At 64.4% G+C, this 20,285-nt stretch carries 17 protein-coding genes; 15 read left to right on the top strand and 2 right to left on the bottom strand.

The annotated features are described in order from the left end of the window. Positions 1-9: 9 nt before the first annotated feature. From F6X37_RS26105 to F6X37_RS26095, 3 genes are all read left to right on the top strand, one after another. Complete coding sequence (locus F6X37_RS26105) at positions 10-1,140, top strand: ABC transporter ATP-binding protein (protein ID WP_187613291.1); 1,131 nt, start codon at positions 10-12, stop codon at positions 1,138-1,140. A 670-nt stretch (positions 1,141-1,810) separates the two neighbouring features. After that, positions 1,811-2,053: a type II toxin-antitoxin system Phd/YefM family antitoxin gene (locus F6X37_RS26100; RefSeq protein ID WP_187613290.1), complete on the top strand. Its 243-nt coding sequence runs from the start codon at positions 1,811-1,813 to the stop codon at positions 2,051-2,053. After that, the gene (locus F6X37_RS26095; protein WP_090810623.1) at positions 2,053-2,442 is read left to right on the top strand and encodes a type II toxin-antitoxin system VapC family toxin; all 390 of its coding nucleotides are present in this window, start codon (positions 2,053-2,055) and stop codon (positions 2,440-2,442) included. The genes F6X37_RS26100 and F6X37_RS26095 overlap by 1 nt, the downstream gene beginning before the upstream one ends. Here the strand turns inward: F6X37_RS26095 and F6X37_RS26090 are convergent. Further along, on the bottom strand, positions 2,421-3,470 hold the full coding sequence (locus F6X37_RS26090; protein WP_187613289.1) for a LacI family DNA-binding transcriptional regulator: 1,050 nt from the start codon (positions 3,468-3,470) through the stop codon (positions 2,421-2,423). The two genes, F6X37_RS26095 and F6X37_RS26090, sit on opposite strands and share 22 nt — an antisense overlap. 271 nt (positions 3,471-3,741) lie before the next feature. On the opposite strand from F6X37_RS26090, the gene F6X37_RS26085 reads away from it, so the two are divergent. The 12 genes from F6X37_RS26085 (at position 3,742) to F6X37_RS26030 (ending at position 19,758) form a co-directional block, all read left to right on the top strand. After that, a complete protein-coding gene (locus F6X37_RS26085; protein WP_187613288.1) occupies positions 3,742-5,037 on the top strand; it encodes an extracellular solute-binding protein in 1,296 nt (431 codons plus the stop codon). 60 nt (positions 5,038-5,097) lie between these two features. Further along, entirely contained in the window at positions 5,098-6,015 is a 918-nt protein-coding gene (locus F6X37_RS26080; RefSeq protein ID WP_244144714.1) for a carbohydrate ABC transporter permease, read from the top strand. A 3-nt stretch (positions 6,016-6,018) separates the two neighbouring features. Further along, positions 6,019-6,849, top strand: a complete 831-nt coding sequence (locus F6X37_RS26075) for a carbohydrate ABC transporter permease (RefSeq protein WP_187613287.1) — start codon at positions 6,019-6,021, stop codon at positions 6,847-6,849. Between the two features lie 69 nt (positions 6,850-6,918). Then, on the top strand, positions 6,919-8,049 hold the full coding sequence (locus tag F6X37_RS26070) for an ABC transporter ATP-binding protein (protein WP_187613286.1): 1,131 nt from the start codon (positions 6,919-6,921) through the stop codon (positions 8,047-8,049). A 278-nt stretch (positions 8,050-8,327) separates the two neighbouring features. Continuing rightward, positions 8,328-10,733: a glycoside hydrolase family 3 N-terminal domain-containing protein gene (locus F6X37_RS26065; RefSeq protein WP_187613285.1), complete on the top strand. Its 2,406-nt coding sequence runs from the start codon at positions 8,328-8,330 to the stop codon at positions 10,731-10,733. A gap of 65 nt (positions 10,734-10,798) precedes the next feature. Beyond that, positions 10,799-11,566: an SDR family NAD(P)-dependent oxidoreductase gene (locus tag F6X37_RS26060; RefSeq protein ID WP_187613284.1), complete on the top strand. Its 768-nt coding sequence runs from the start codon at positions 10,799-10,801 to the stop codon at positions 11,564-11,566. Next, a complete protein-coding gene (locus F6X37_RS26055) occupies positions 11,563-12,447 on the top strand; it encodes an SMP-30/gluconolactonase/LRE family protein (protein WP_187613283.1) in 885 nt (294 codons plus the stop codon). The genes F6X37_RS26060 and F6X37_RS26055 overlap by 4 nt, the downstream gene beginning before the upstream one ends. Positions 12,448-12,603: 156 nt before the next feature. Next, a complete protein-coding gene (locus tag F6X37_RS26050; RefSeq protein WP_187613282.1) occupies positions 12,604-13,599 on the top strand; it encodes a LacI family DNA-binding transcriptional regulator in 996 nt (331 codons plus the stop codon). A gap of 181 nt (positions 13,600-13,780) precedes the next feature. Then, positions 13,781-15,187, top strand: coding sequence for an MFS transporter (locus F6X37_RS26045; RefSeq protein WP_187613281.1), 1,407 nt, complete (start codon positions 13,781-13,783; stop codon positions 15,185-15,187). Positions 15,188-15,219: 32 nt separating this feature from the next. Continuing rightward, entirely contained in the window at positions 15,220-17,004 is a 1,785-nt protein-coding gene (locus tag F6X37_RS26040; protein ID WP_187613280.1) for an IlvD/Edd family dehydratase, read from the top strand. A gap of 84 nt (positions 17,005-17,088) precedes the next feature. Continuing rightward, a complete protein-coding gene (locus F6X37_RS26035; RefSeq protein WP_187613279.1) occupies positions 17,089-18,276 on the top strand; it encodes a fumarylacetoacetate hydrolase family protein in 1,188 nt (395 codons plus the stop codon). Positions 18,277-18,315: 39 nt separating this feature from the next. Beyond that, on the top strand, positions 18,316-19,758 hold the full coding sequence (locus tag F6X37_RS26030; protein ID WP_187613278.1) for an aldehyde dehydrogenase family protein: 1,443 nt from the start codon (positions 18,316-18,318) through the stop codon (positions 19,756-19,758). A 151-nt stretch (positions 19,759-19,909) separates the two neighbouring features. On the opposite strand, the gene F6X37_RS26025 is transcribed toward F6X37_RS26030, so the two are convergent. Continuing rightward, positions 19,910-20,176, bottom strand: coding sequence for a DUF4148 domain-containing protein (locus F6X37_RS26025; protein ID WP_090810603.1), 267 nt, complete (start codon positions 20,174-20,176; stop codon positions 19,910-19,912). Positions 20,177-20,285 lie beyond the last annotated feature (109 nt).

Below are 20,285 nucleotides of genomic sequence, written 5' to 3'. Positions count from 1 at the left end.
AGGCATCAAATGGGCGAACTCGTATTGCGCAACGTCACGAAGACGTATGGCGAAGGACCGCAGGTGATCCAGGGCATCGACCTGCACATCCCGGACGGCCAGTTCACGGTGTTCGTGGGACCGTCGGGCTGCGGCAAGTCGACGATGCTGCGCATGATCGCGGGGCTCGAGTCGGTGACGGGCGGCGACATTCTGATCGACGGCGTACGCGTCAACGATCTGCAGCCCACGGACCGCGGCATCTCGATGGTGTTCCAGAGCTACGCGCTCTACCCGCACATGACGGTCGCGGAAAACATGGGCTTTTCGCTGAAGCTGTCGGGCAAGTCGAAAAAGGAAGTGCGCGAGGCGGTGGGCCGTGCCGCCGAGATCCTGCAGATCACACATCTGCTGGAGCGCAAACCGAAGGCGCTGTCGGGCGGCCAGCGCCAGCGCGTCGCGATCGGACGGGCGATCGTGCGCAAGCCGCGCGTGTTCCTGTTCGACGAACCGCTGTCGAATCTCGACGCTGCGCTGCGCGTGCAGATGCGTATCGAGCTCGCGAAGCTGCATCGCGAACTCGGCACGACGATGATCTACGTCACGCACGATCAGGTCGAGGCGATGACGCTGGGCCAGCAGATCGTCGTGTTCAACAAAGGCTGCATCGAGCAGACCGGCGCGCCGCTCGACCTGTATGAGCGGCCGTCGAACCGCTTCGTCGGCGGCTTCATCGGCTCGCCGCAGATGAACATGCTGGCCGCGACGCTGGTGTCGCGAAGCGATGCGCAAACCGTCGTGGCGCTTGCCGGCGCGAGCCAGCGCATCGTGCTGCCCGGCCGGCTGGCGCAGCCGGTCAGTGGCGAGTTGACGCTCGGGGTGCGCGCCGAGCATCTGGGCATCGGCTCGCTCGACGAAGGTCTCGCCGCGCGTGTCGAACTGGTCGAGCATCTCGGCGACGTCTCGATCCTGCATGCTCGACTCGATGGCATGGCGCACGCGATCGCGCTGAAGCTCGACAAGAAGGACGCGCAGCACGCGGTCGGCGCGCGTGTCGGGATCAAGGTGGCGTCGTCGTCGGTCACGCTGTTCGATGCGAACGGCGCCGCGGTGAGCCTCGCGCGACCCGAAGTCGGCGAGGACGTCGGCGCGGTGGTTTGACAGGCCGATGTCGGCGAGTGAGCAACGGTAAAGCCGCGCGAATCGTTGCATGCGTGGATGGTGCATTTCGATGCGGAGCCTTCATCGGGCTCCCTGCATCGAACGACGAAGACTGACGCAAGCAGCGATGATGTTGGCCAGTTCGCATTAAATATTACGCGGTACTTTCGACCCCTTGCGTCGGGCTTTCTCCTTGCCGGGCTTGATTTGAAGGATCCAGTCGAGGGGGCGGATAGTGGTTCGGAGCTTAGGTAAACTCCGCATGGCGGCCGCGAACATGCGCCATTAACATCCGCTAACGTTAAGGGTAACGTTAAGCAAGTTTGCATCTATTCGAAGATCTATAACACGGGGCAAAACATTGCAAGCCAAGACGCGCCGCGCCGCTATCCGGCACGACCCGGTATGGCCAGAGCGGTCTGTGTAAAACCAATTGATTAGATGAACGTGCATCGGTTGCGCGCAGGAATTGGCGCGACCGTTGCAGGCTGTGTCGCGGCTACGGTAGTTGTCGCCGCGAGTTGGATTGGAGCTCGAGGGAGCTCCTGGCAGTAGGCTGGGAAGCAACGACTGAGAGCAAGGTTGATAAAGAATGTCGGGCCACGCATCGCGGGTGTTCGCCTGAGGGCGCACCGGCCCGATACAAAAAATACCGTTGGATTTTTGCTGGGTGGAGAGCGTCAAGGAAAAGCGAGTATCTAAAGCCATTTTCAAGTCCCGGGCCTGCGAGCTGTTCCGTCAGGTCGAGGCATTGGGTGAAACCGTGGTCGTCACCGACCGCGGGCAACCCACCATCGAAATCCGGCCGTATCGCAGCAAGCAGGAAAATCCGCTCGAGCTGCTGCGCGCGTCGATTACGCATTTCAACCTGAAGCACGCGTTGCAGCCTGTCACTGCCGAGCAGGACGAGTAATGATCACGCTCGACACGCTTGCCCTCGTGTGCTGGCTCGGCAGGCAAAAAGCGCTGAGCCAGGCCGCGCACGATGCGATCGATCGGGAGCTCGCCGGCGGCGAGATCCTGATTTCGGCAATCAGTGCGTTCGAAATCGCGGAGTTCGTGAAGGTCGGCAGTCTCGGACTGTCGATGGACGCGCGCAGCTGGATGTCGACGTTTCTGTCGCTCGACGGCGTGCGGATGATTCCGGTCGACACCGAGATCGCGTTTCGCGCGGCCACGCTGCCGCCCACGCTCGCCTTGCATCAACGCCTGATCGTCGCGACCGCGCGCACGCATGGCGGCGCGCTCGTGACTTCGGATGCGAAGGTGCGCGCGTCGACTTACGTCGAAACGATCTGGTGACGGCCGCGGCGCTGCCTGGTGCGGACTGGGCCGGTGGAATCGCGCACCACCAGTTCCGCCGGCAGCGTGATGCGTTGCGAAGCGGCGTCGATCCCGGCGATCTGCGCGAGCAGCGTGTTGACCGCCGAGCGCGCCATTTGCTGGAACGGTTGGCGGATCGTGGTGAGCGCCGGGTGAAACTGCTCGGACATCGGGATGTCGTCGAAGCCGATCACCGAGATGTCGTCCGGCACGCGCAGACCCGCTTCGCGGATCGCGGCGATCACGCCGAACGCGCTCTGGTCGTTGGCCGTGAAGATCGCGGTGGGCGGCTCGGCGAGGTTCAGCAGGTCGAACGTGACATCGAACGCCATCATTTGCGAGAGGTCGCCCGCGGCGACCAGCGAGTCTTCGCGTTGCAGGCCGAGGCGAGCCAGCGTGTCGTGATAGCCGCGTTGCCGGTCGCGCACGCCTTCGATCGTTTCGTCGCCGGCCAGAAACGCGATGCGCTTGTGACCGAGCTCGGCGAGGTGCTCGACCGCGAGACAGGCGCCGCCGTAGTTGTCGACCGACACCGACGGGAAGCCCGTCAGCGTGCCGCGCTGATCGACGACGACGACCGGTACCTTCGCGGTGGCGAGCGCCTCGAGGCACAGCGACTCGCGCGGAAGAATGGCGAGGATACCGTCGGAGAATTGCTGGATGAGCCCGAGCAGGTCGTGATGCGTATGACGATCTTCGTCGAATACCGTGTAGACCAGCATCTCGCAGCCCGCGCCACGCGCCGCGCGGCCCGCGCCGAGAATCAGTTCGCTGGAGAATTGCGTGTCGAGTGTCGGCGTGATGATGCCGATGATGCCGTTGCGGCCGCCCGACAGTTTCTGCGCGGTGCGGTTGACGACGTAACCGATGTCCGACGCGATTCTCAGGACTTCGTCGCGGGTTTCGCGCGACACGCCGGGACGGCCGTTGAGAGCGCGCGACGCGGTCATCTGGGACACCCCGGCAAGCTTGGCAACGTGCTCAAGCGTTGGGGTCTGTCTTGCCATGCGGGTCGAAGGTGTGCGAGAGGTCATTGGATGGGTCGACTCGCTAATCGCGTTAGCGATAACGTTTATGTAGTCGTTATTCTAGCAGAACCCTTTATATTTCAGCTTTCCCACAATCGGTCCATCTTATCCGGCAGTTGCGTCGCAGCCCGCCGGGACCAGGTAAAATCCCGCATAGCCTTACTTCACGCATCGACCTAACATTCACTAACGTTAAGGCTAACGTTAATGTTTCGGTGATTTCTTATAATCCAGAAGAGGGGACACACCCATGGCGTACCCGGCTTTGTTTAAAGCGCGGTCCATCATCGGCGCGACGGCGCTGCTGTTTTCGTTGTCTGCAGTTGTTTCGAACGCCGTAGCGGCGGACTCCAAAACGATCACGGTATGGGACCAGCAGACCAATGCGTCGTCGAGCAAGATCATTCGCGACGCGTCGGATCGATTCGAAAAGGCGGTTCCGGGCTACAAGGTCGAGAATTCGCACGTCCTGAACGAGGCGTACAAGACTAAGCTGAAGGTCGCTTTCGGCGCGAATCAGCCGCCGTGCGTGTTCGAGAACTGGGGCGGCGGCGGGCTGCACGAGTACGTGAAATCCGGCCAGATCGCCGACCTCACGCCGTACCTGGAGAAGGATCCGGCGTACCGCAGCCGCTTCATGCAGGCGTCGTGGAATGTCACGACGTTCGACGGCAAGACCTACGGTGTTGCCGCCGAAAACGCGGCGGCCGCGGTGATCTTCTACAACAAGGAAGTCTTCAAGAAGTACGGCATCACACCGCCGAAGACGTGGGATGAACTGATGCACGTCGTTGAAGTGCTGAAGTCGCACAACGTTGCAGCGTTCTCGCTCGCGAACAAGAACAAGTGGACCGGTTCGATGTACTACATGTACCTCGTCGACCGTATCGGCGGTCCGCAAGTCGTGAAGGACGCGATCGAAGGCAAGGGCAAGGGCTTCGAAGATCCGGCGTTCGTCGAAGCCGGCAAGCGCATTCAGGAACTCGTGAAGGCTGGCGCGTTCGCACCGGGCATCAACGGTCTCGATTACGACTCGGGCGCCTCGCGCCGCCTGCTGTACACGGGCAAGGCTGCCATGGAGCTGATGGGCGCCTGGGAAGCTTCGACGATCGCGAACGAAAATCCGACGTTCTCGAAGGACCTCGACTTCTTCGCGTTCCCGAGCGTGCCGGGTGGCAAGGGTGATCCGCGCGACCTGATCGGCACGGTCGGCGACGGCTTCCTCAGCATCTCGACCGAGTGCAAGACGCCGGACGCAGCGTTCAAGCTGATCCAGGCACTGACCGACGAGCAGGCGATGCAGGCTCGCGCGTCGGATGACCACAAGCTCCCGCCGGTCAATCACGTCAAGATCGACGATCCGTTCACGCAGCGTCTGCAGCAAATGCTTGCCGCCGCTCCGAGCGTGCAGCTCTGGTACGACCAGGCACTGCCGCCGGCCCTCGGTGAATTGCACAAGGACACGACGCAAGCACTGTTCGGTCTGTCGCTGACGCCTGAGGCTGCTGCGCAGCAAATGGAAGCCGCTTCGAAGAAGGGCGGCTGATCTACAGTCCTAAAGAAAAGTCCGACCGGCACCGCGAGGTGCCGGTCGGCATACAAGCCCGTGAATATCGCACTTTCCGCTACACCCGAACGCCGGCTGAGATTTTCATCGCAAACGCTCGTCACGGTTGTGTTTCTTGCGCCGTCGCTGCTGCTGCTGGCCGTGTTCCTGCTTTATCCGCTCGTCTCCAGCCTGCGGCTGTCGCTGCTCGACTGGAACGGCCTCGGCAACACTGCCCGTTATATCGGGCTCGCGAACTGGGCGCGGCTCGCGCACGACATGGTGTTCTGGCAATCGCTGAAGAACAACGTGATTCTTGCTGTCGCGTCGATCGTCGTCCAGCTTCCGATCGCGCTCGCGCTCGCCGTGCTGCTCGAGAAGGCCGGTCGTGGCTCGCGCTTGCTCAAGGTGCTCTATTTCCTGCCGCTGCTGATGTCGAGCGTGGCGATCGGTGTGCTGTTCAAGCAAATCTACGATCCGAATTTCGGTCCGATCAACGTCGCGCTGCAGGCATTCGGGCTTGATGGCCTCGCGAAGGACTGGCTGGGCGATCCGCATTTTTCGCTGGCTGCGACCATCGCCGTGATCATCTGGCAGAACGCGCCTTTCTACATGATTCTGTTTCTCGCCGGCCTCTCGTCGATGCCGGCCGAGGTCAACGAGGCTGCGCTCCTCGACGGCGCATCCGAGTGGACCATTTTCTGGCGCATCAAGCTGCCGCACCTGCAAGGCACGGTGCGCACCGCTGTGCTGCTGTCCGTGCTCGGCTCGCTGCGTTACTTCGATCTCGTCTTCGTCATGACCGGTGGCGGCCCCGAAGGCTCGTCCGAGGTGATGGCCACCTACATGTATCGCACGGTGTTCAGTTCGTTTCAACTCGGCTACGGCAGCACCATCGGCTCGGCGATGTTCCTTATCGTCATCACGGTGGCGGCGGTGTCGATGTACTTCACCCGCCGTTATGCAACCGAGGTCTGAACCATGAACAAGAAACTACGCTTCCCCCGCCTGGGGGTTCCTCTGCTGGCATTGATCTGGCTGGCCGTCACGACGATTCCGTTTCTCTTCATGGTCGCATCGAGCTTCAAGAGCCAGGAAGAGACCTTCGCGACGTCAGTGTGGGCGCCGCCGAGCCACCTGTATTGGGGTAACTACGCGGCTGTGCTGCAGGGGCCGTTTTTCACTTATTTCCGTAACAGCGTGTTCACGGTGGGCGTGTCGGTGCTGCTGATCGTCATCATCAGTGCGATGGCGGCCTACGTGTTTGCGCGCTTGCGCTTCTCGCTGAACAAGACGCTGTTCGGTCTGGTGGTCGCCGGCATGATCGTGCCGCTGCATGCGACGCTCGTGCCGATCTATCTGCTCACGCGCAACCTCGGCCTTTACGACACCGCGTTCGCGCTGCTCGGTCCTTATGTGGCCCTCAGTCTGCCGGTGTCGATCTTCATCCTGACCGAGTTCATGCGCCAGATTCCGCGCGAACTCGAAGAAGCGGCGCAGCTCGACGGCTGCAGTCCGTTCCGCATCTTCTGGCGTATTTTCTTCCCGCTTTCGGCACCGGGGCTCGCCACTGTGACGATCTTCAACGGCATTGGTCTGTGGAACGAGTTCATCTTCGCGTACATGCTCACGTCGACGGCCGAGCACCGTACGCTGCCGCTCGCGATTTGGGACTTCATGGGGCAATACGCGTCGAACATACCCTCGATGCTGGCCGTCCTCGTGCTCACGTCGTTGCCGCTGATCGTTGCCTACGCGTTCGGTCAGGAGCGCGTGATCAAGGGGATGATGGCCGGCTCGCTCAAGGGCTGATCCGCATCGCACACCACCTCGAATCGTGCGGGCTAAAGTGGCCCGCACACCGAACTTCGCATAAACGATATGGCAAGCATCTCTCTCACTAACATACAGAAGTCCTATACGAGCGGTAACTCGGTGATCCGCGACGCCAACCTCGAAGTCGGCAGGGACGAATTCTGCGTGTTCCTCGGGCCGTCGGGCTGCGGCAAGTCCACGCTGCTGCGCATGATCGCCGGTCTCGAATCGATCACCGACGGCGAACTGCGCATCGACGGTCAACTGATGAACAACGTCGAACCCGCGAAGCGCCAGGTCGCGATGGTGTTCCAGAACTACGCGCTCTATCCGCATATGAGCGTGTACGAGAACATGGCATTCGGCCTGCGTCAGGCAAAGGTCGATAAGGCCACCATCGACAAGAAGGTGCGCAGCGCCGCTGCCGCGCTGCAACTCGACAGCTACCTCGAACGCCGCCCCGCTGCGTTGTCCGGCGGCCAGCGCCAGCGCGTGGCGATCGGGCGCGCCATCGTGCGCGAGCCCGGCGTGTTCCTGTTCGACGAGCCGCTGTCGAATCTCGACGCCGCGCTGCGCGTGCAGACGCGCACCGAAATCGCCCGTTTGCATCGCGAGTTCAACCGCGCGAGCGCGGTGTACGTCACGCACGACCAGATCGAAGCGATGGCGCTCGCCGACAAGATCGTGCTGCTGCACGCCGGCGCGGACATGGAAAAGCACGGCAGCATCGCGCAGATCGGCGCGCCGCTCGATCTGTACCACCGGCCGAAGAGCCGCTTCGTCGCAGGCTTCATCGGTTCGCCGAAGATGAACTTCATGCCGGCCACGGTGCTCGCGGTCGACGACAAGGGCATTCAGGTCGAGCTGACCACGGGCGAGCGCGTGCGCGCCGAGGTCGACGGCCGCAGGCAGCGCGCCGGTTCGCAGGTCACGCTCGGCATCCGGCCGGAGCATCTTGCCCTGCCGTCGGCGCAGGCCGGCGTGCAGACGATCCGCTGCGCCGTGCGCCTGGTCGAACGGATGGGCGAGCACAGCTACGTGCATGTGGACGGTGGCGTGCGCGACGGCAACGCGATGATCGCCAAGCTGCCCGGCGACGGTGGCGTGACGCACGACGAACGCGTCGAACTGGCGTTCGCACCACACGCGTGCCACGTGTTCGACGACAAGGATTTCGCGCTGCCGCGTCTGCACTGATCCGCTTGCGATCGCGCTGCTTGCACGACGCGAGCAAGCGCGGTCCCGTTGCATCGCGTCGCTAGACGCGACGAACGACCCGTAGTCGATCAAACACGGCGAATTCGAGTCGCGGCTGCGTTCGATCGATTAGCAGGACTGCGAAGTCTGGAAAGGTATCTGAAATAGAAGGGATGGCATCCGGGCTGAAGCAACGCCATGCCGCACGCTTGTCAGAAACAACGGATTTGTCGGCGCTTCATGCGCTTCGTACACCACGATAAAAAAAGGAGTTTTCGATGTTGCTTCGCCAAAGTGAGGTCCCGCTCTACCGCAATCCAGCCGCAGCTGTGGAAGAGCGCGTGGCCGATCTGCTCGCGCGCATGACACTCGACGAAAAGATTGCGCAGCTTCACGCCGCGTGGCTGAAGCTGTCGGCCGATGGCAATCACAAGGCGCGTAGCATCGATTTCGCACAGAGCGCCAACCAGATCACGGTCGACGAGATCCTGCAGCATGGCCTCGGCCAGATCACGCGTCCGCTCGGCACGCATACGGTCGATCCGAAAGAAGGCGTACGCGCGCTCAACGAGCTGCAGCGCAAGATGGTCGAAGACACGCGCCTCGGCATTCCGGTGATGTCACACGAGGAATGCCTCGTCGGGCTCATGATCAAGGACGCGACGCTGTTCCCGTCGCCGTTGAACTATGCGGCGACGTGGAATCCGCAACTGGTCGGCGAAGTGGGCACGATCATCGGCGAGCAGGCACGCTCGATCGGCTGTCATCAGGGGCTCGCGCCGGTGCTCGACGTGTCGCGCGACCCGCGTTGGGGCCGCACCGAGGAGACGCTCGGCGAAGACCCGTATCTGGTTGGCGTGCTCGCGTGTCATTACGTGAAGGGCCTGCAGGGCGAACAGCGCGATCTGCTCGCGACGCTCAAGCATTTCGTCGGTCATTCGGCGAGCGAAGGCGGCCGCAATCATGCGCCGGTGCATGTCGGTCCGCGTGAGCTCAACGACGTGTTCATGCTGCCTTTCGAAATGGCCGTGAAGCTCGCGAACGCGGGCTCGGTGATGCCCGCCTATCACGACGTCGACGGCGTACCCTGTCATGGCGATCGCGCGCTGCTGCACGACACGCTGCGAGAGAAATGGGGCTTCGACGGTCTCGTCGTCGCCGATTACGCGGGCGTCGACCTGCTGTTCAGCCATCATGCGGTGGCGCGCGACAGCGCGTCGGCTGCGGCCCTCGCGTTCAACTCCGGCCTCGACGTCGAGCTGCCGGGTCACGAGTGTGCGGTGCATCTGAAGGAAGCGCTCGAGCGCAACGAGATCAGCGAAGCGACGATCGACACCGCCGTCTCGCGCGTGCTGCGCGTGAAATTCCAGCTCGGCCTGTTCGAGAATCCGTACGTCGATCCCGAACGCGTCGACGTGAAAAGCGCGACCGCGGGCGATACCGCGTATCAGGTCGCGCTCGAATCGGCGGTGCTGCTGCGCAATCAAGGCGACGTGCTGCCGCTCGACGCGCACGGCCCGGACAAGATCGCGGTGATCGGCCCGACCGCCGACGATCCGCTCGCGCTGCTCGCCGGCTACAGCTTCCCGGTGCACCTGATCAACAGCGGCGAGCAGTCCATTGCTTCGATCGCGACGCCGCTGCGTTCGCTGCGCGCGTTGCTCGGCGACGAGCGCGTCATTCACGCGCAGGGTTGCGACATCATCAAGGAGCGCCGCGCGGGCGCGCCAGTGTTCCCGGGCGACGTGTCGCTCGATCTGACCGGCGACGCGCATTGCGACGAGCTGATCAGCAAGGACACCGACGGCATCGCGTCCGCGGTCGAGGCCGCGCGGCAAGCGGGCGTCGCGCTGGTGTTCGTCGGCGATCTGGCGGGCCTGTTCCAGTCCGGCACGGTCGGCGAAGGGTCCGATACCGACAGCCTCGACCTGCCGGGTGTGCAGCAGGCGTTGCTGCAGGCAGTGGTCGATAGCGGCACGCCGACGGTCGTCGTGATGACGGGCGGCCGTCCGTACAATCTCGGCGGCCTCGAAGAGCGCATCGCCGCGCAGATCATGGCGTTCGCGCCGGGCGAGCGCGGCGCCGAGGCGCTGGCCGATCTGCTGGTGGGCCGCGCCAATTTCAGCGGCCGTCTGCCGCTGTCGGTGCCGAAGAGCGCGGGCGCCGTGCCGTACGTGTATAACCATCGTCTGAAGAGCGCGGGAACGCCGATTGCATACCATTTCGGCTGCCGCTATCCGTTCGGTTTCGGTCTCGGCTATACGCAGTTCCGTTACGGCGGTCTCGCGCTCGCGCACAGCGAAGTGCCGATCGAAAGCGGTACGATCGAGTTGAGCTTCACGGTCGACAACATCGGCGCGCGCGACGGCACCGAGATCGTGCAGATCTACGTGCGCGACCGGCACGCGTCGGTCGCGCGGCCGGTCCGCGAGCTGAAGGCGTTTGCGCGCGTGCCGCTCGCGGCCGGTGCGTCGGCGCGTGTGCGCGTGAAACTGCCGGTGGACATGCTGAACTTCACCGACGCGTGCGGCGAGCGTATCGTCGAGCCCGGTGACTTCGATCTGCTGGTCGGCAGCTCGAGCCGCGACATTCATCTGAGCGGCACGGTCGCCGTCGCGGGCTCCGCGACGAGAACGCTCGAATGCAACTGGCGCATGCTGAGCGAGGTCGAGATCGTGGCCTGAGCGGCGGGTCAGGGCGGCGAGCGCCGTCCTGTATGTGGTCCTACTCGTAACAAGTGGAAAATCTGATGTCGTACGCAACCTATCCAAGTCTGTCGGACGAAACCATCGTCGTGACCGGCGGCGGCGGCGGGATCGGCGCCGCGATCGTCGAGGCCTTCGCGCAGCAAGGCGCGCGCGTGTTCTTCCTCGACGTCGCCGAGCACGATTCGCTCGCGCTGCAGGAAACGCTTCGCCACGCGAAGCATCCGCCGCTGTTTCGCCGCTGCGACCTGAAAAATGTCGACGCGATCGAAAACACGTTCGCCGACATCGTCGATGCGGTGGGCCCGATCGACGTGCTCGTCAACAACGCCGGCAACGACGACCGGCACGAAATCGGCGAACTCACCGCGAGCTACTGGGACGACCGTATCGCGGTGAATCTGCGCCACCAGTTCTTCTGCGCGCAGGCCGCCGCAAACGGTATGCGTCGCGCGGGGCGCGGCGTGATCCTGAATCTGGGCTCGGTGTCGTGGCATGTCGCGCTGCCGAACCTCGCGATCTATATGACCGCCAAGGCCGGCATCGAAGGGCTCACGCGTGGTCTCGCGCGTGATCTCGGCAGCGCGGGCATCCGCGTGAATTGCATCATCCCCGGGGCGGTGAAGACGCCGCGGCAGATGCAGCTGTGGCAATCGGCTGAGAGCGAAGCGAAGGTCGTCGCGAGTCAGTGTCTGCAACTGCGCATCGAGCCCGAGCACGTCGCGCGTATGGCGCTGTTCCTCGCGTCCGACGACGCGTCACGCTGCTCCGGCCGCGATTACTTCGTCGACGCAGGGTGGTACGGAGAATGAGCATGCCGGTCCCAGTGTGCGTATGGGCGGTCGGCGCCGAACTGGCCGAAGGGCCGCTATGGCAGGCCGCCGAAAACGCGGTGTATTTCGTCGATATCAAGGGGCGCCGGATTCATCGGCTGTCCGTCGCGACCGGCGAGCAGCAAACATGGCAGGCGCCCGACCAGCCCGGTTTTCTGGCGCCGCTCGCGGACGGCACGTTCGTATGCGGGCTGCCATCCGGCTTGCATCGCTTCGATCCGGCGAGCGGCGAGTTCAGCAAGCTCGCCGAGGTCGAACCGCATCTGCCGGGCAACCGCCTCAACGACGGTTTCGTCGATGCACGGGGACGCCTGTGGTTCGGCTCGATGGACGATGCGGAAGAGGCGCCGAGCGGCACGCTGTATCGGGTGAACGAGCAAGGCGCGGCAATCGCGCAGGACGACGACTACGTGATCACGAACGGCCCGGCGATGAACCCGGACGGCCGCACGCTGTATCACAACGACACGATGCGGCGCGTGGTTTATGCCTTCGACGTCGCCGCGGACGGCACGCTGTCGGGCAAGCGCATCTTCGCCGCCATCTCCGGCGACGGCCATCCCGACGGCATGGCCGTCGATGCCGACGGCTTCGTGTGGATCGCGCTGTTCGGCGGCTGGCGGATCGAGCGTTACTCGCCGGCGGGCGAGCTGGTCGATCAGGTGCCGTTGCCGTGCGCGAACGTGACGAAGCTCGCGTTCGGCGGCGACGATCTGCAAACCGTCTATGTGTCCACCGCATGGAAGGGACTGACGGCGGTCGAGCGCCAGCATCAACCGCAGGCGGGCGGGCTGTTCTCGTTCCGCGCGCCGGCGGCGGGGCAGGCTCAGGCGCGCTGCACGGTGGGCTTCGAGCGCTAGACGACAAAAACACAGCGACAGGACAAGCCGCAAAACGCGACCCTGACGTTGCCTGGTCGCTCCGCAAGGAGCGGCCCGCTATCATGTGCGTTCCATGACTTTCGCGCATTCGCCCCGATACCTATCATGACGTCCAGGCCGCCAGTCCCGCCCCGCATGTCCGATGTCGCCGAACGCGCGGGCGTCTCGAAGATGACCGTGTCGCGCGTGCTCGCCGGCCGCAACGTGTCGCAGGCGACTCGCGAACGCGTGCAGAAGGTCATCGACGAACTCGGCTACGTCGCCGATGCGGCGGCGGGCGCGCTGTCGTCGGGACGCTCGGCGTTCGTCGCGGTGCTGGTGCCGTCGCTGTCCAGCTCGAACTTCTCCGACACCGTGCGCGGACTGAATGCCGCGCTGGGCCCGCACGGTCTGCAACTGCTGCTCGGCGACACGGACTACCGTCTGGAACAGGAAGAACTGCTGGTGCGCTCGATGCTGCGTCACCAGCCGCGCTGCGTCGCGTTGACGGGCGGCCGGCACACCGAGGCGACGCGCATGCTGTTGCAGCGCGCCGGCATTCCGGTCGTCGAAATGTGGGATCTGCCCAGCGATCCAATCGATACGGTCGTCGGCTTTTCGAACTCGGCGGCGGCGCGCGCGATGGTCCGGCATCTGCACGCGCGCGGTTATCGGCGGATCGGCTTCATCGCGGGTGCCAGCGAGCGCGACCGGCGCGGGCATGACCGGATGCGCGGCTACGTCGCCGAAATCAAGGCGCTCGGCCTCGGCGAGCCGCGCGTGATCCGGCTCGGCGATTCGCCGATCACGATGAGCCACGGCGCACCGGCGATCGGCGCATTGCTCGACGCGTGGCCCGATACCGAGGCCGTGATGTGCGTGAGCGACATGTCGGCGTTCGGCGCGATCATGGAGTGTCACCGGCGCGGGCTGTCGGTGCCGGGCGACATCGCGGTCGCCGGGTTCGGCAACTTCGAGGTGTCGTGGTGCTGTCAACCGAGCATCACGACGGTGTCGGTCGACGCGTACGGCATCGGCCTGCGCGCTGGCGAAACGCTGCTCGCGGCGCTCGCCGATCGCGAAGCGGGTGAGGTGCAGCGCAGGAAAGCGGTGAAGATCGATTTCACGGTGATTGCACGCGATAGCGCGTAGATGGCGCACTAGCACTCCCCTTAATTAAACAGATCAGGGATATCCCTCGGTTGTCCGGCTGGTAAGCCGGGCGTAACATCCACAGCTAGAAATGTTACCGGTAACTTAACCGGCGGTGCCAAATCGCACGAGCCGCGAGGCAACGGCATTTCCGACCAAAAATACGCTGATGGAGATACGAATGACCGCTGTGCCGCCCGCCATCGTCGCGCCCGCCGCGCGCGTCGACGAGTTCGAGGAAAGGACCTATCGCAAGGTCGTGCGCCGGCTGCTGCCGGTACTGTTGCTGTGCTATGTGGTTGCGTATCTGGATCGCGTGAACGTCGGCTTCGCGAAGCTGCAGATGCTCGACGATCTCGGCCTGTCCGACACGATGTACGCGATCGGCGCGAGCGTGTTCTTCTGGGGCTATTTCATCTTCGAAGTGCCCAGCAACGTGTTCCTGCATCGCTACGGTGCGCGCTTCTGGATCGCGCGGATCATGTTCACGTGGGGGCTCGTGTCGATGGCGCTCGCGTTCGTCGCGCCGCTCGCGCGCGTCGCGCACGTCGAAACCGCGACGATGTTCTACAGCCTGCGCTTTCTGCTCGGGCTCTGCGAGGCCGGCTTCTTCCCCGGCGTGATTCTGTACCTGAACTTCTGGTTTCCGTCGCAGCGCCAAAGTCGCGTGATGTCAGGCTTTCTGATCGCAATGCCGGTCAGCCTGATGCTCGGCGGCATCGTGTCGGGCTGGCTGATGGACCATACGGCCGGCCTGCTCGGCTATCAGGGCTGGCAATGGATGCTGCTGATCGAAGGCGTGCCGTCGCTGCTGACCGCGTTCGTGGTGTACTTCTCGCTCGACGACGGCATTGACCGCGCGCGCTGGCTCACGCCGCAGGAGAAAAGCCTGCTCGCGGCGAATCTGCAGCGCGAAAGCGCGCACAAGACAGCGCGCTTCGGCTCGGCGGTGCGCGATCCGCGCGTCTGGCTGCTGGTCGCGATTTTGCTCACGTTCAATACCGGCTTCTACGGCCTCGCGTTCTGGCTGCCGTCGATCATCAAGGCGACCGGCGTGCAGGATCCGCTGCATATCGGCCTGCTGACCGCGATCCCGTACGGCGTGGCCATCATTGCGACGCTCGCGAACGCCGCGCATTCGAAGAAAACCGGCGAGCGGCGCCTGCATGCGGCGATTCCGGCGCTGATCGGCGGAATCGGTCTGATCATGAGCGCGGCTTTGGCGCATCATGTGGTGTGGGCGATCACGTTTCTGACGATCGCCACCGCCGGCATCCTTGCGCTGATGCCGATTTACTGGACGTTCCCGGGACAGCTGCTGTCGGGCGCCGCCGCGGCGGCCGGCATCGCGATGATCAACGCGATCGGCAATCTGTCCGGCTTTACCGGTTCGATGATCACCGCCGTGGCGAAAGATTTGACCGGCGACATCAACAACGGCACTTACGCACTCGGTGCGTGTCTGCTGGTCAGTTGCGTGCTGATCCTGCTCGTGCCGCGCACGATGCTGACGCGGGCCGCCTCGAATGAAGGCAGCGGCCCCGGCCGCGAGACAGCGCGGGCACAGAAACACGCAGAGCACGCATAAGAAACCCTCACCCAGACAGAGAGACAAGCATCATGTCAGCATCCACCCCGCGCCGGCTGCGCAGCCAGGAATGGTTCGACGATCCCTCGCATGCGGATATGACGGCACTGTACGTCGAGCGTTTCATGAACTACGGTCTGACGCGCGAAGAGCTGCAGTCGGGCCGGCCGATCATCGGCATCGCGCAGACCGGCAGCGATCTCGCGCCGTGCAACCGGCATCACATCGAGCTCGCGGCGCGCACGAAGGCCGGTATTCGCGACGCGGGCGGCATTCCGATGGAGTTTCCGGTGCATCCGCTCGCCGAGCAGAGCCGCCGGCCGACCGCCGCGCTCGATCGCAATCTCGCGTATCTGGGCCTCGTCGAAATCCTGCACGGCTTCCCGCTCGACGGCGTCGTGCTGACCACCGGCTGCGACAAGACCACGCCCGCGTGCCTGATGGCGGCGGCCACCGTCGATATGCCGGCGATCGTGCTGTCCGGCGGTCCCATGCTCGACGGCTGGCACGACGGCAAGCGCGTCGGGTCGGGCACCGTGATCTGGCATGCACGCAATCTGCTGGCGGCCGGCGAGATCGACTACGAAGGCTTCATGGAGCTGACTACCGCGTCGTCGCCGTCGATCGGTCACTGCAACACGATGGGCACCGCGCTGTCGATGAACAGCCTCGCCGAAGCGCTCGGCATGTCGCTGCCCGGCTGCGCGAGCATTCCGGCCGCTTACCGCGAGCGCGGCCAGATGGCCTACGCGACCGGCAAGCGCATCGTCGACCTCGTGCGCGAGGACCTGCGGCCGTCGAAGATCATGACGAAAGAAGCGTTCGAAAACGCGATCGTCGTCGCATCGGCGCTCGGCGCGTCGACCAACTGCCCACCGCATCTGATCGCGATTGCGCGGCACATGGGCGTCGAGCTGAGTCTCGAAGACTGGCAGCGCGTCGGCGAGCAGGTGCCGCTGATCGTCAACTGCATGCCCGCCGGCGAATATCTCGGCGAGAGCTTCCATCGCGCGGGCGGCGTACCGGCCGTGATGCGCGAGCTCGCGAAAGGCGGCCTCGTGCACGAGGATTGCCTGACCGTGTCGGGCCGCACGATGGGCGAAATCGCGGCCGCCGCACCCGCGCCGGATCGCGAGGTCATCAGGACGACCCACGATCCGCTGAAGCACGGCGCGGGCTTCATGGTGCTGTCCGGCAACTTCTTCGACAGCGCGATCATGAAGATGTCGGTGGTCGGCGATGCGTTCCGCAAGACCTACCTGAGCGAGCCAGGCGCAGAAAACAGCTTCGAAGCGCGCGCCATCGTGTTCGACGGCCCCGAGGATTATCACGCGCGCATCAACGACCCGGCGCTTGAAATCGACGAGCATTGCATCCTCGTGATTCGCGGCACGGGTACGGTCGGCTATCCGGGCAGCGCCGAGGTCGTCAACATGGCGCCGCCGGCGGCGCTCGTGCGCCAGGGCATCACCTCGCTGCCAACGCTCGGCGACGGCCGTCAGAGCGGCACGTCGGCGAGCCCGTCGATTCTGAACATGTCGCCGGAAGCGGCGGTGGGCGGCGGTCTTGCGCTGTTGCGCACGAACGACCGCATCCGCGTCGATCTGAACTCGCGTAGCGTCAAAGTGCTGGTCGAGGAAGCAGAACTCGCGCGACGTCGCGAAACCGTGCACTTCGAGATTCCGCCCGCGCAAACGCCGTGGCAGGAGCTGTATCGCAAGACGGTCGGCCAGCTTTCGACCGGCGGCTGCCTCGAACCGGCGACGCTGTATCTGAAGGTGATTGCCGAGCGCGGCAACCCACGGCATTCGCATTGACCCGCGGGTGACAAGGCCGGGCTTCGCACGCAACGCGACGCCCGGCCTTGCCCGTTTTCCCACTTATCCGAAAGAGCCCATCCCATGTCCGCAACTTTCCCCTCCAGCTTTCTTCCCGGCGATCTGAACGACGCACTGCTGATCGGCCGCGTGTGGCGCAAGACCGAGCAGCATGAAGGACCGTGCGTGGTCGTCGTGCGCGGCGGCGAGGTGTTCGACATCACCGCGGTCGTGCCGACTACCGCCGACCTGTTCGAGCGCGACGATGCCGCGCAATTTGCGCGCAGCGCGCCGGGCGTGCCGCTCGGGCCGGTCGCGCAGCTGATCGAGGCGAACCTGCCGGGCGCGAGCGCGCCGGCCGTGCGCGTGCTCGCGCCGTGCGACGTGCAGGCGATCAAGGCCTGCGGCGTCACGTTCGCGGTGAGCCTGATCGAGCGCGTGATCGAGGAACAGGCCGGCGGCGATCCGGCGAAGGCGAAGGAAGTGCGCGAGACGATCGCGTCGACGATCGGCACCGATCTGTCGAAGATCAAGCCGGGATCGGAAGCGGCGATGAAGCTGAAGGCCGAGCTCGAGCGTCGCGATGCGTGGTCGCAATACATGGAAGTCGGCATCGGTCCGGACGCCGAAGTATTTTCGAAATCGCAGCCGATGTCGGCAGTCGGCTTCGGCGCGGACGTCGGTCTGCTCGCCGCGTCGGTGTGGAACAACCCGGAGCCGGAGATCGTGCTCGCGGTGAATAGCCGCGGCGGCATCGTCGGCGCGACGCTCGGCAACGACGTGAACCTGCGCGACATCGAAGGCCGCTCGGCGCTGTTGCTCGGCAAGTGCAAGGACAACAACGGCTCGTGCGCGATCGGTCCGTTCGTGCGGCTGTTCGACGACACCTTCTCGCTCGACGCGGTGCGCGCGGCGAGCGTGTCGCTGCGCGTCGAAGGCGCCGACGACGACTTCGTGCTCGACGGCGTGAGCCACATGAGCGAGATCAGCCGCGACCCGGCCGACCTCGTCGCGCAGACCTGCGGCCGCCACCACCAGTACCCGGACGGCTTCATGCTGTTCCTCGGCACGATGTTCTCGCCGATCAAGGACCGCGACGCGCCCGGCGGCGGCTTCACCCACCACCTCGGCGATCGCGTGACGATTTCGACGCCGCAGCTCGGCGCGCTGACCAACACGGTGCGCCTGTCCACCGAAATCGAGCCGTGGACGTTCGGCGTGCGCGCGCTGTATCGCAATCTCGCGGCCCGTGGCCTGCTCGTTGCTGAATAACCGGATTGTCGCTGCACTTTTCGAAAGGAGAATCAGGACATGAGTCAGTTCGCAAACTACATCGACGGACAGTGGGTCGACGGCGCGAGCGTGTCGCGCAACGTCAATCCGTCGAATCTCGACGACGCGATCGGCGAATTCGCGCAAGCCGACGCCGCGCAGACGCATCGCGCGATCAGCGCCGCGCGCAAGGCCTTCGCGCAGTGGTCGTTGTCCACGCCGCAGCAGCGCTTCGACGTGCTCGACCAGGCGGGCAGCGCGATCCTCGCGCGCAAGGCGGAGCTCGGCAAGGTGCTCGCGCGTGAAGAGGGCAAGACGCTGCCCGAGGCGATCGGCGAAGTGGGCCGCGCCGGGCAGATCTTCAAGTTCTTCGCGGGCGAAGCGCTGCGCGTCGGCGGCGAAGTGATGCCGTCGGTGCGGCCGGGCATGACGGTCGAAATGACGCGTGAGCCGGTTGGCGTGGTCGGCCTGATTACGCCGTGGAATTTTCCGATTGCGATTCCGGCGTGGAAGATCGCGCCGGCGCTTGCGTACGGCAACACGGTCGTGATCAAGCCGGCCGATCTGGTGCCGGGCAGCACGTGGGAGCTGGTCAAGATCATCGCCGAGGCGGGCGCGCCGGCGGGGGTGATCAACCTCGTGATGGGGCGCGGTTCGGTGGTTGGCGAGGCGCTCGTGTCGTCGCCGGATGTCGATGCGATCAGCTTCACCGGTTCCGTTTCGACGGGCCGCGCGATCGGCGCGAAGTGCTTCGATTCGGGCAAGAAATTTCAGCTGGAAATGGGCGGCAAGAACCCGATGGTCGTGCTCGACGACGCCGATCTCAATGTCGCGATCGAAGCGTGCATCAACGGCGCGTTCTACTCGACGGGCCAGCGTTGCACGGCATCGAGCCGGCTGATCGTGACCGCGGGGATCTATGACCGCTTCATCGACGGCATGAAGGCGCGCATGCGCGCGCTGAAGGTCGGCGATGCGCTCGCGGACGGCACGCACATCGGCCCGGTCGTTGACGACAAGCAGTTGGCACAGGACGAGCGCTATCTGGCGATCGCGCGCGAAGAGGGCGGCACGGTGTTCGGCGGCGAGCGCGTCGAAGGCTCGACGCGCGGCTATTTCCTCGCGCCGGCGCTGGTCACGGAGACGACCCCGGCTATGCGCATCAACCGTGAAGAGGTATTCGGGCCGGTGGCGTCGGTCATCAAGGTCAAGGACTACCAGGAAGCGCTCGCGGTTGCCAACGGCACCGAGTTCGGGTTGTCGGCCGGCATCTGCACGACATCGCTGAAGTACGCGAGTCATTTCCGCCGCCATGTGCAGGCCGGCATGGTGATGGTCAACACCGCGACGGCGGGGGTCGATTATCACGTGCCGTTTGGCGGGCGGAAGGGGTCGAGCTACGGTCCGCGCGAGCAGGGTGCCTACGCCCGCGAGTTCTATACGTCGGTGAAGACCGCGTATATCAACCCGGGCGCGGTCTGACGCAGAACTAACAGAGCTCCCCAAAACGGAACTGGCCCGGCATCGCATTCAGTCGCGATGGCGGGCCAGTAGGGGAAGCTGCTAAAGCGCTAAGGCAGAGCGCTCCGGCAGGTACAACTACATCAACAGCAACTTTCCAACCTGCAACGCCTTACTGCGCTGCGTGACCTTGCTGCGACGAACCGCTGGTCACGCCGCCGACCGCGGCGTTCTGCGCCGCGACGCGGGCTTCGGCAGCCTGAATGTTCGACGGATATTCGTTCGGGTTCGAACGTGCCGGGTTGTAGCCGGCCTTTTCGATCTGAGCCAGCTCTTCACGGACTTGCGCGCGGGTCAGCGGCTGGTTCGATTGAGCGAAAACGGCAACCGGAGCAGCGAGGGTAGCGGCGATAACGACAGCTTGAACGAGCGATTTCATTTTTACTACCTCCAGGTTTTGTCTTGTTAGGCTGCGAAATCATTTGTTTGCAGCAGTGATGACAGTCTAGGGGGAGCGGAAAGTAGGGTAAATACCTAATTTCTGAACT

Origin of the sequence: Paraburkholderia sp. 31.1, from assembly GCF_014397645.1 — a bacterium.
Lineage (GTDB): Bacteria > Pseudomonadota > Gammaproteobacteria > Burkholderiales > Burkholderiaceae > Paraburkholderia > Paraburkholderia tuberum.
Note: the sequence above shows the minus strand (reverse complement) of the source record. Positions and strands in the feature narration are given on the sequence as shown.

Excerpts from the sequence above, each read along its gene's own strand:
- F6X37_RS26085 (WP_187613288.1), top strand. The coding sequence starts at position 3,742 with ATGGCGTACCCGGCTTTGTTTAAAGCGCGGTCCATCATCGGCGCGACG.
- F6X37_RS26070 (WP_187613286.1), top strand. The coding sequence starts at position 6,919 with ATGGCAAGCATCTCTCTCACTAACATACAGAAGTCCTATACGAGCGGT.
- F6X37_RS26055 (WP_187613283.1), top strand. The coding sequence starts at position 11,563 with ATGAGCATGCCGGTCCCAGTGTGCGTATGGGCGGTCGGCGCCGAACTG.
- F6X37_RS26025 (WP_090810603.1), bottom strand. The coding sequence starts at position 20,176 with ATGAAATCGCTCGTTCAAGCTGTCGTTATCGCCGCTACCCTCGCTGCT.
- F6X37_RS26065 (WP_187613285.1), top strand. The coding sequence starts at position 8,328 with ATGTTGCTTCGCCAAAGTGAGGTCCCGCTCTACCGCAATCCAGCCGCA.
- F6X37_RS26045 (WP_187613281.1), top strand. The coding sequence starts at position 13,781 with ATGACCGCTGTGCCGCCCGCCATCGTCGCGCCCGCCGCGCGCGTCGAC.
- F6X37_RS26050 (WP_187613282.1), top strand. The coding sequence starts at position 12,604 with ATGTCCGATGTCGCCGAACGCGCGGGCGTCTCGAAGATGACCGTGTCG.
- F6X37_RS26090 (WP_187613289.1), bottom strand. The coding sequence starts at position 3,470 with ATGGCAAGACAGACCCCAACGCTTGAGCACGTTGCCAAGCTTGCCGGG.
- F6X37_RS26040 (WP_187613280.1), top strand. The coding sequence starts at position 15,220 with ATGTCAGCATCCACCCCGCGCCGGCTGCGCAGCCAGGAATGGTTCGAC.
- F6X37_RS26060 (WP_187613284.1), top strand. The coding sequence starts at position 10,799 with ATGTCGTACGCAACCTATCCAAGTCTGTCGGACGAAACCATCGTCGTG.
- F6X37_RS26075 (WP_187613287.1), top strand. The coding sequence starts at position 6,019 with ATGAACAAGAAACTACGCTTCCCCCGCCTGGGGGTTCCTCTGCTGGCA.
- F6X37_RS26035 (WP_187613279.1), top strand. The coding sequence starts at position 17,089 with ATGTCCGCAACTTTCCCCTCCAGCTTTCTTCCCGGCGATCTGAACGAC.
- F6X37_RS26030 (WP_187613278.1), top strand. The coding sequence starts at position 18,316 with ATGAGTCAGTTCGCAAACTACATCGACGGACAGTGGGTCGACGGCGCG.
- F6X37_RS26095 (WP_090810623.1), top strand. The coding sequence starts at position 2,053 with ATGATCACGCTCGACACGCTTGCCCTCGTGTGCTGGCTCGGCAGGCAA.
- F6X37_RS26105 (WP_187613291.1), top strand. The coding sequence starts at position 10 with ATGGGCGAACTCGTATTGCGCAACGTCACGAAGACGTATGGCGAAGGA.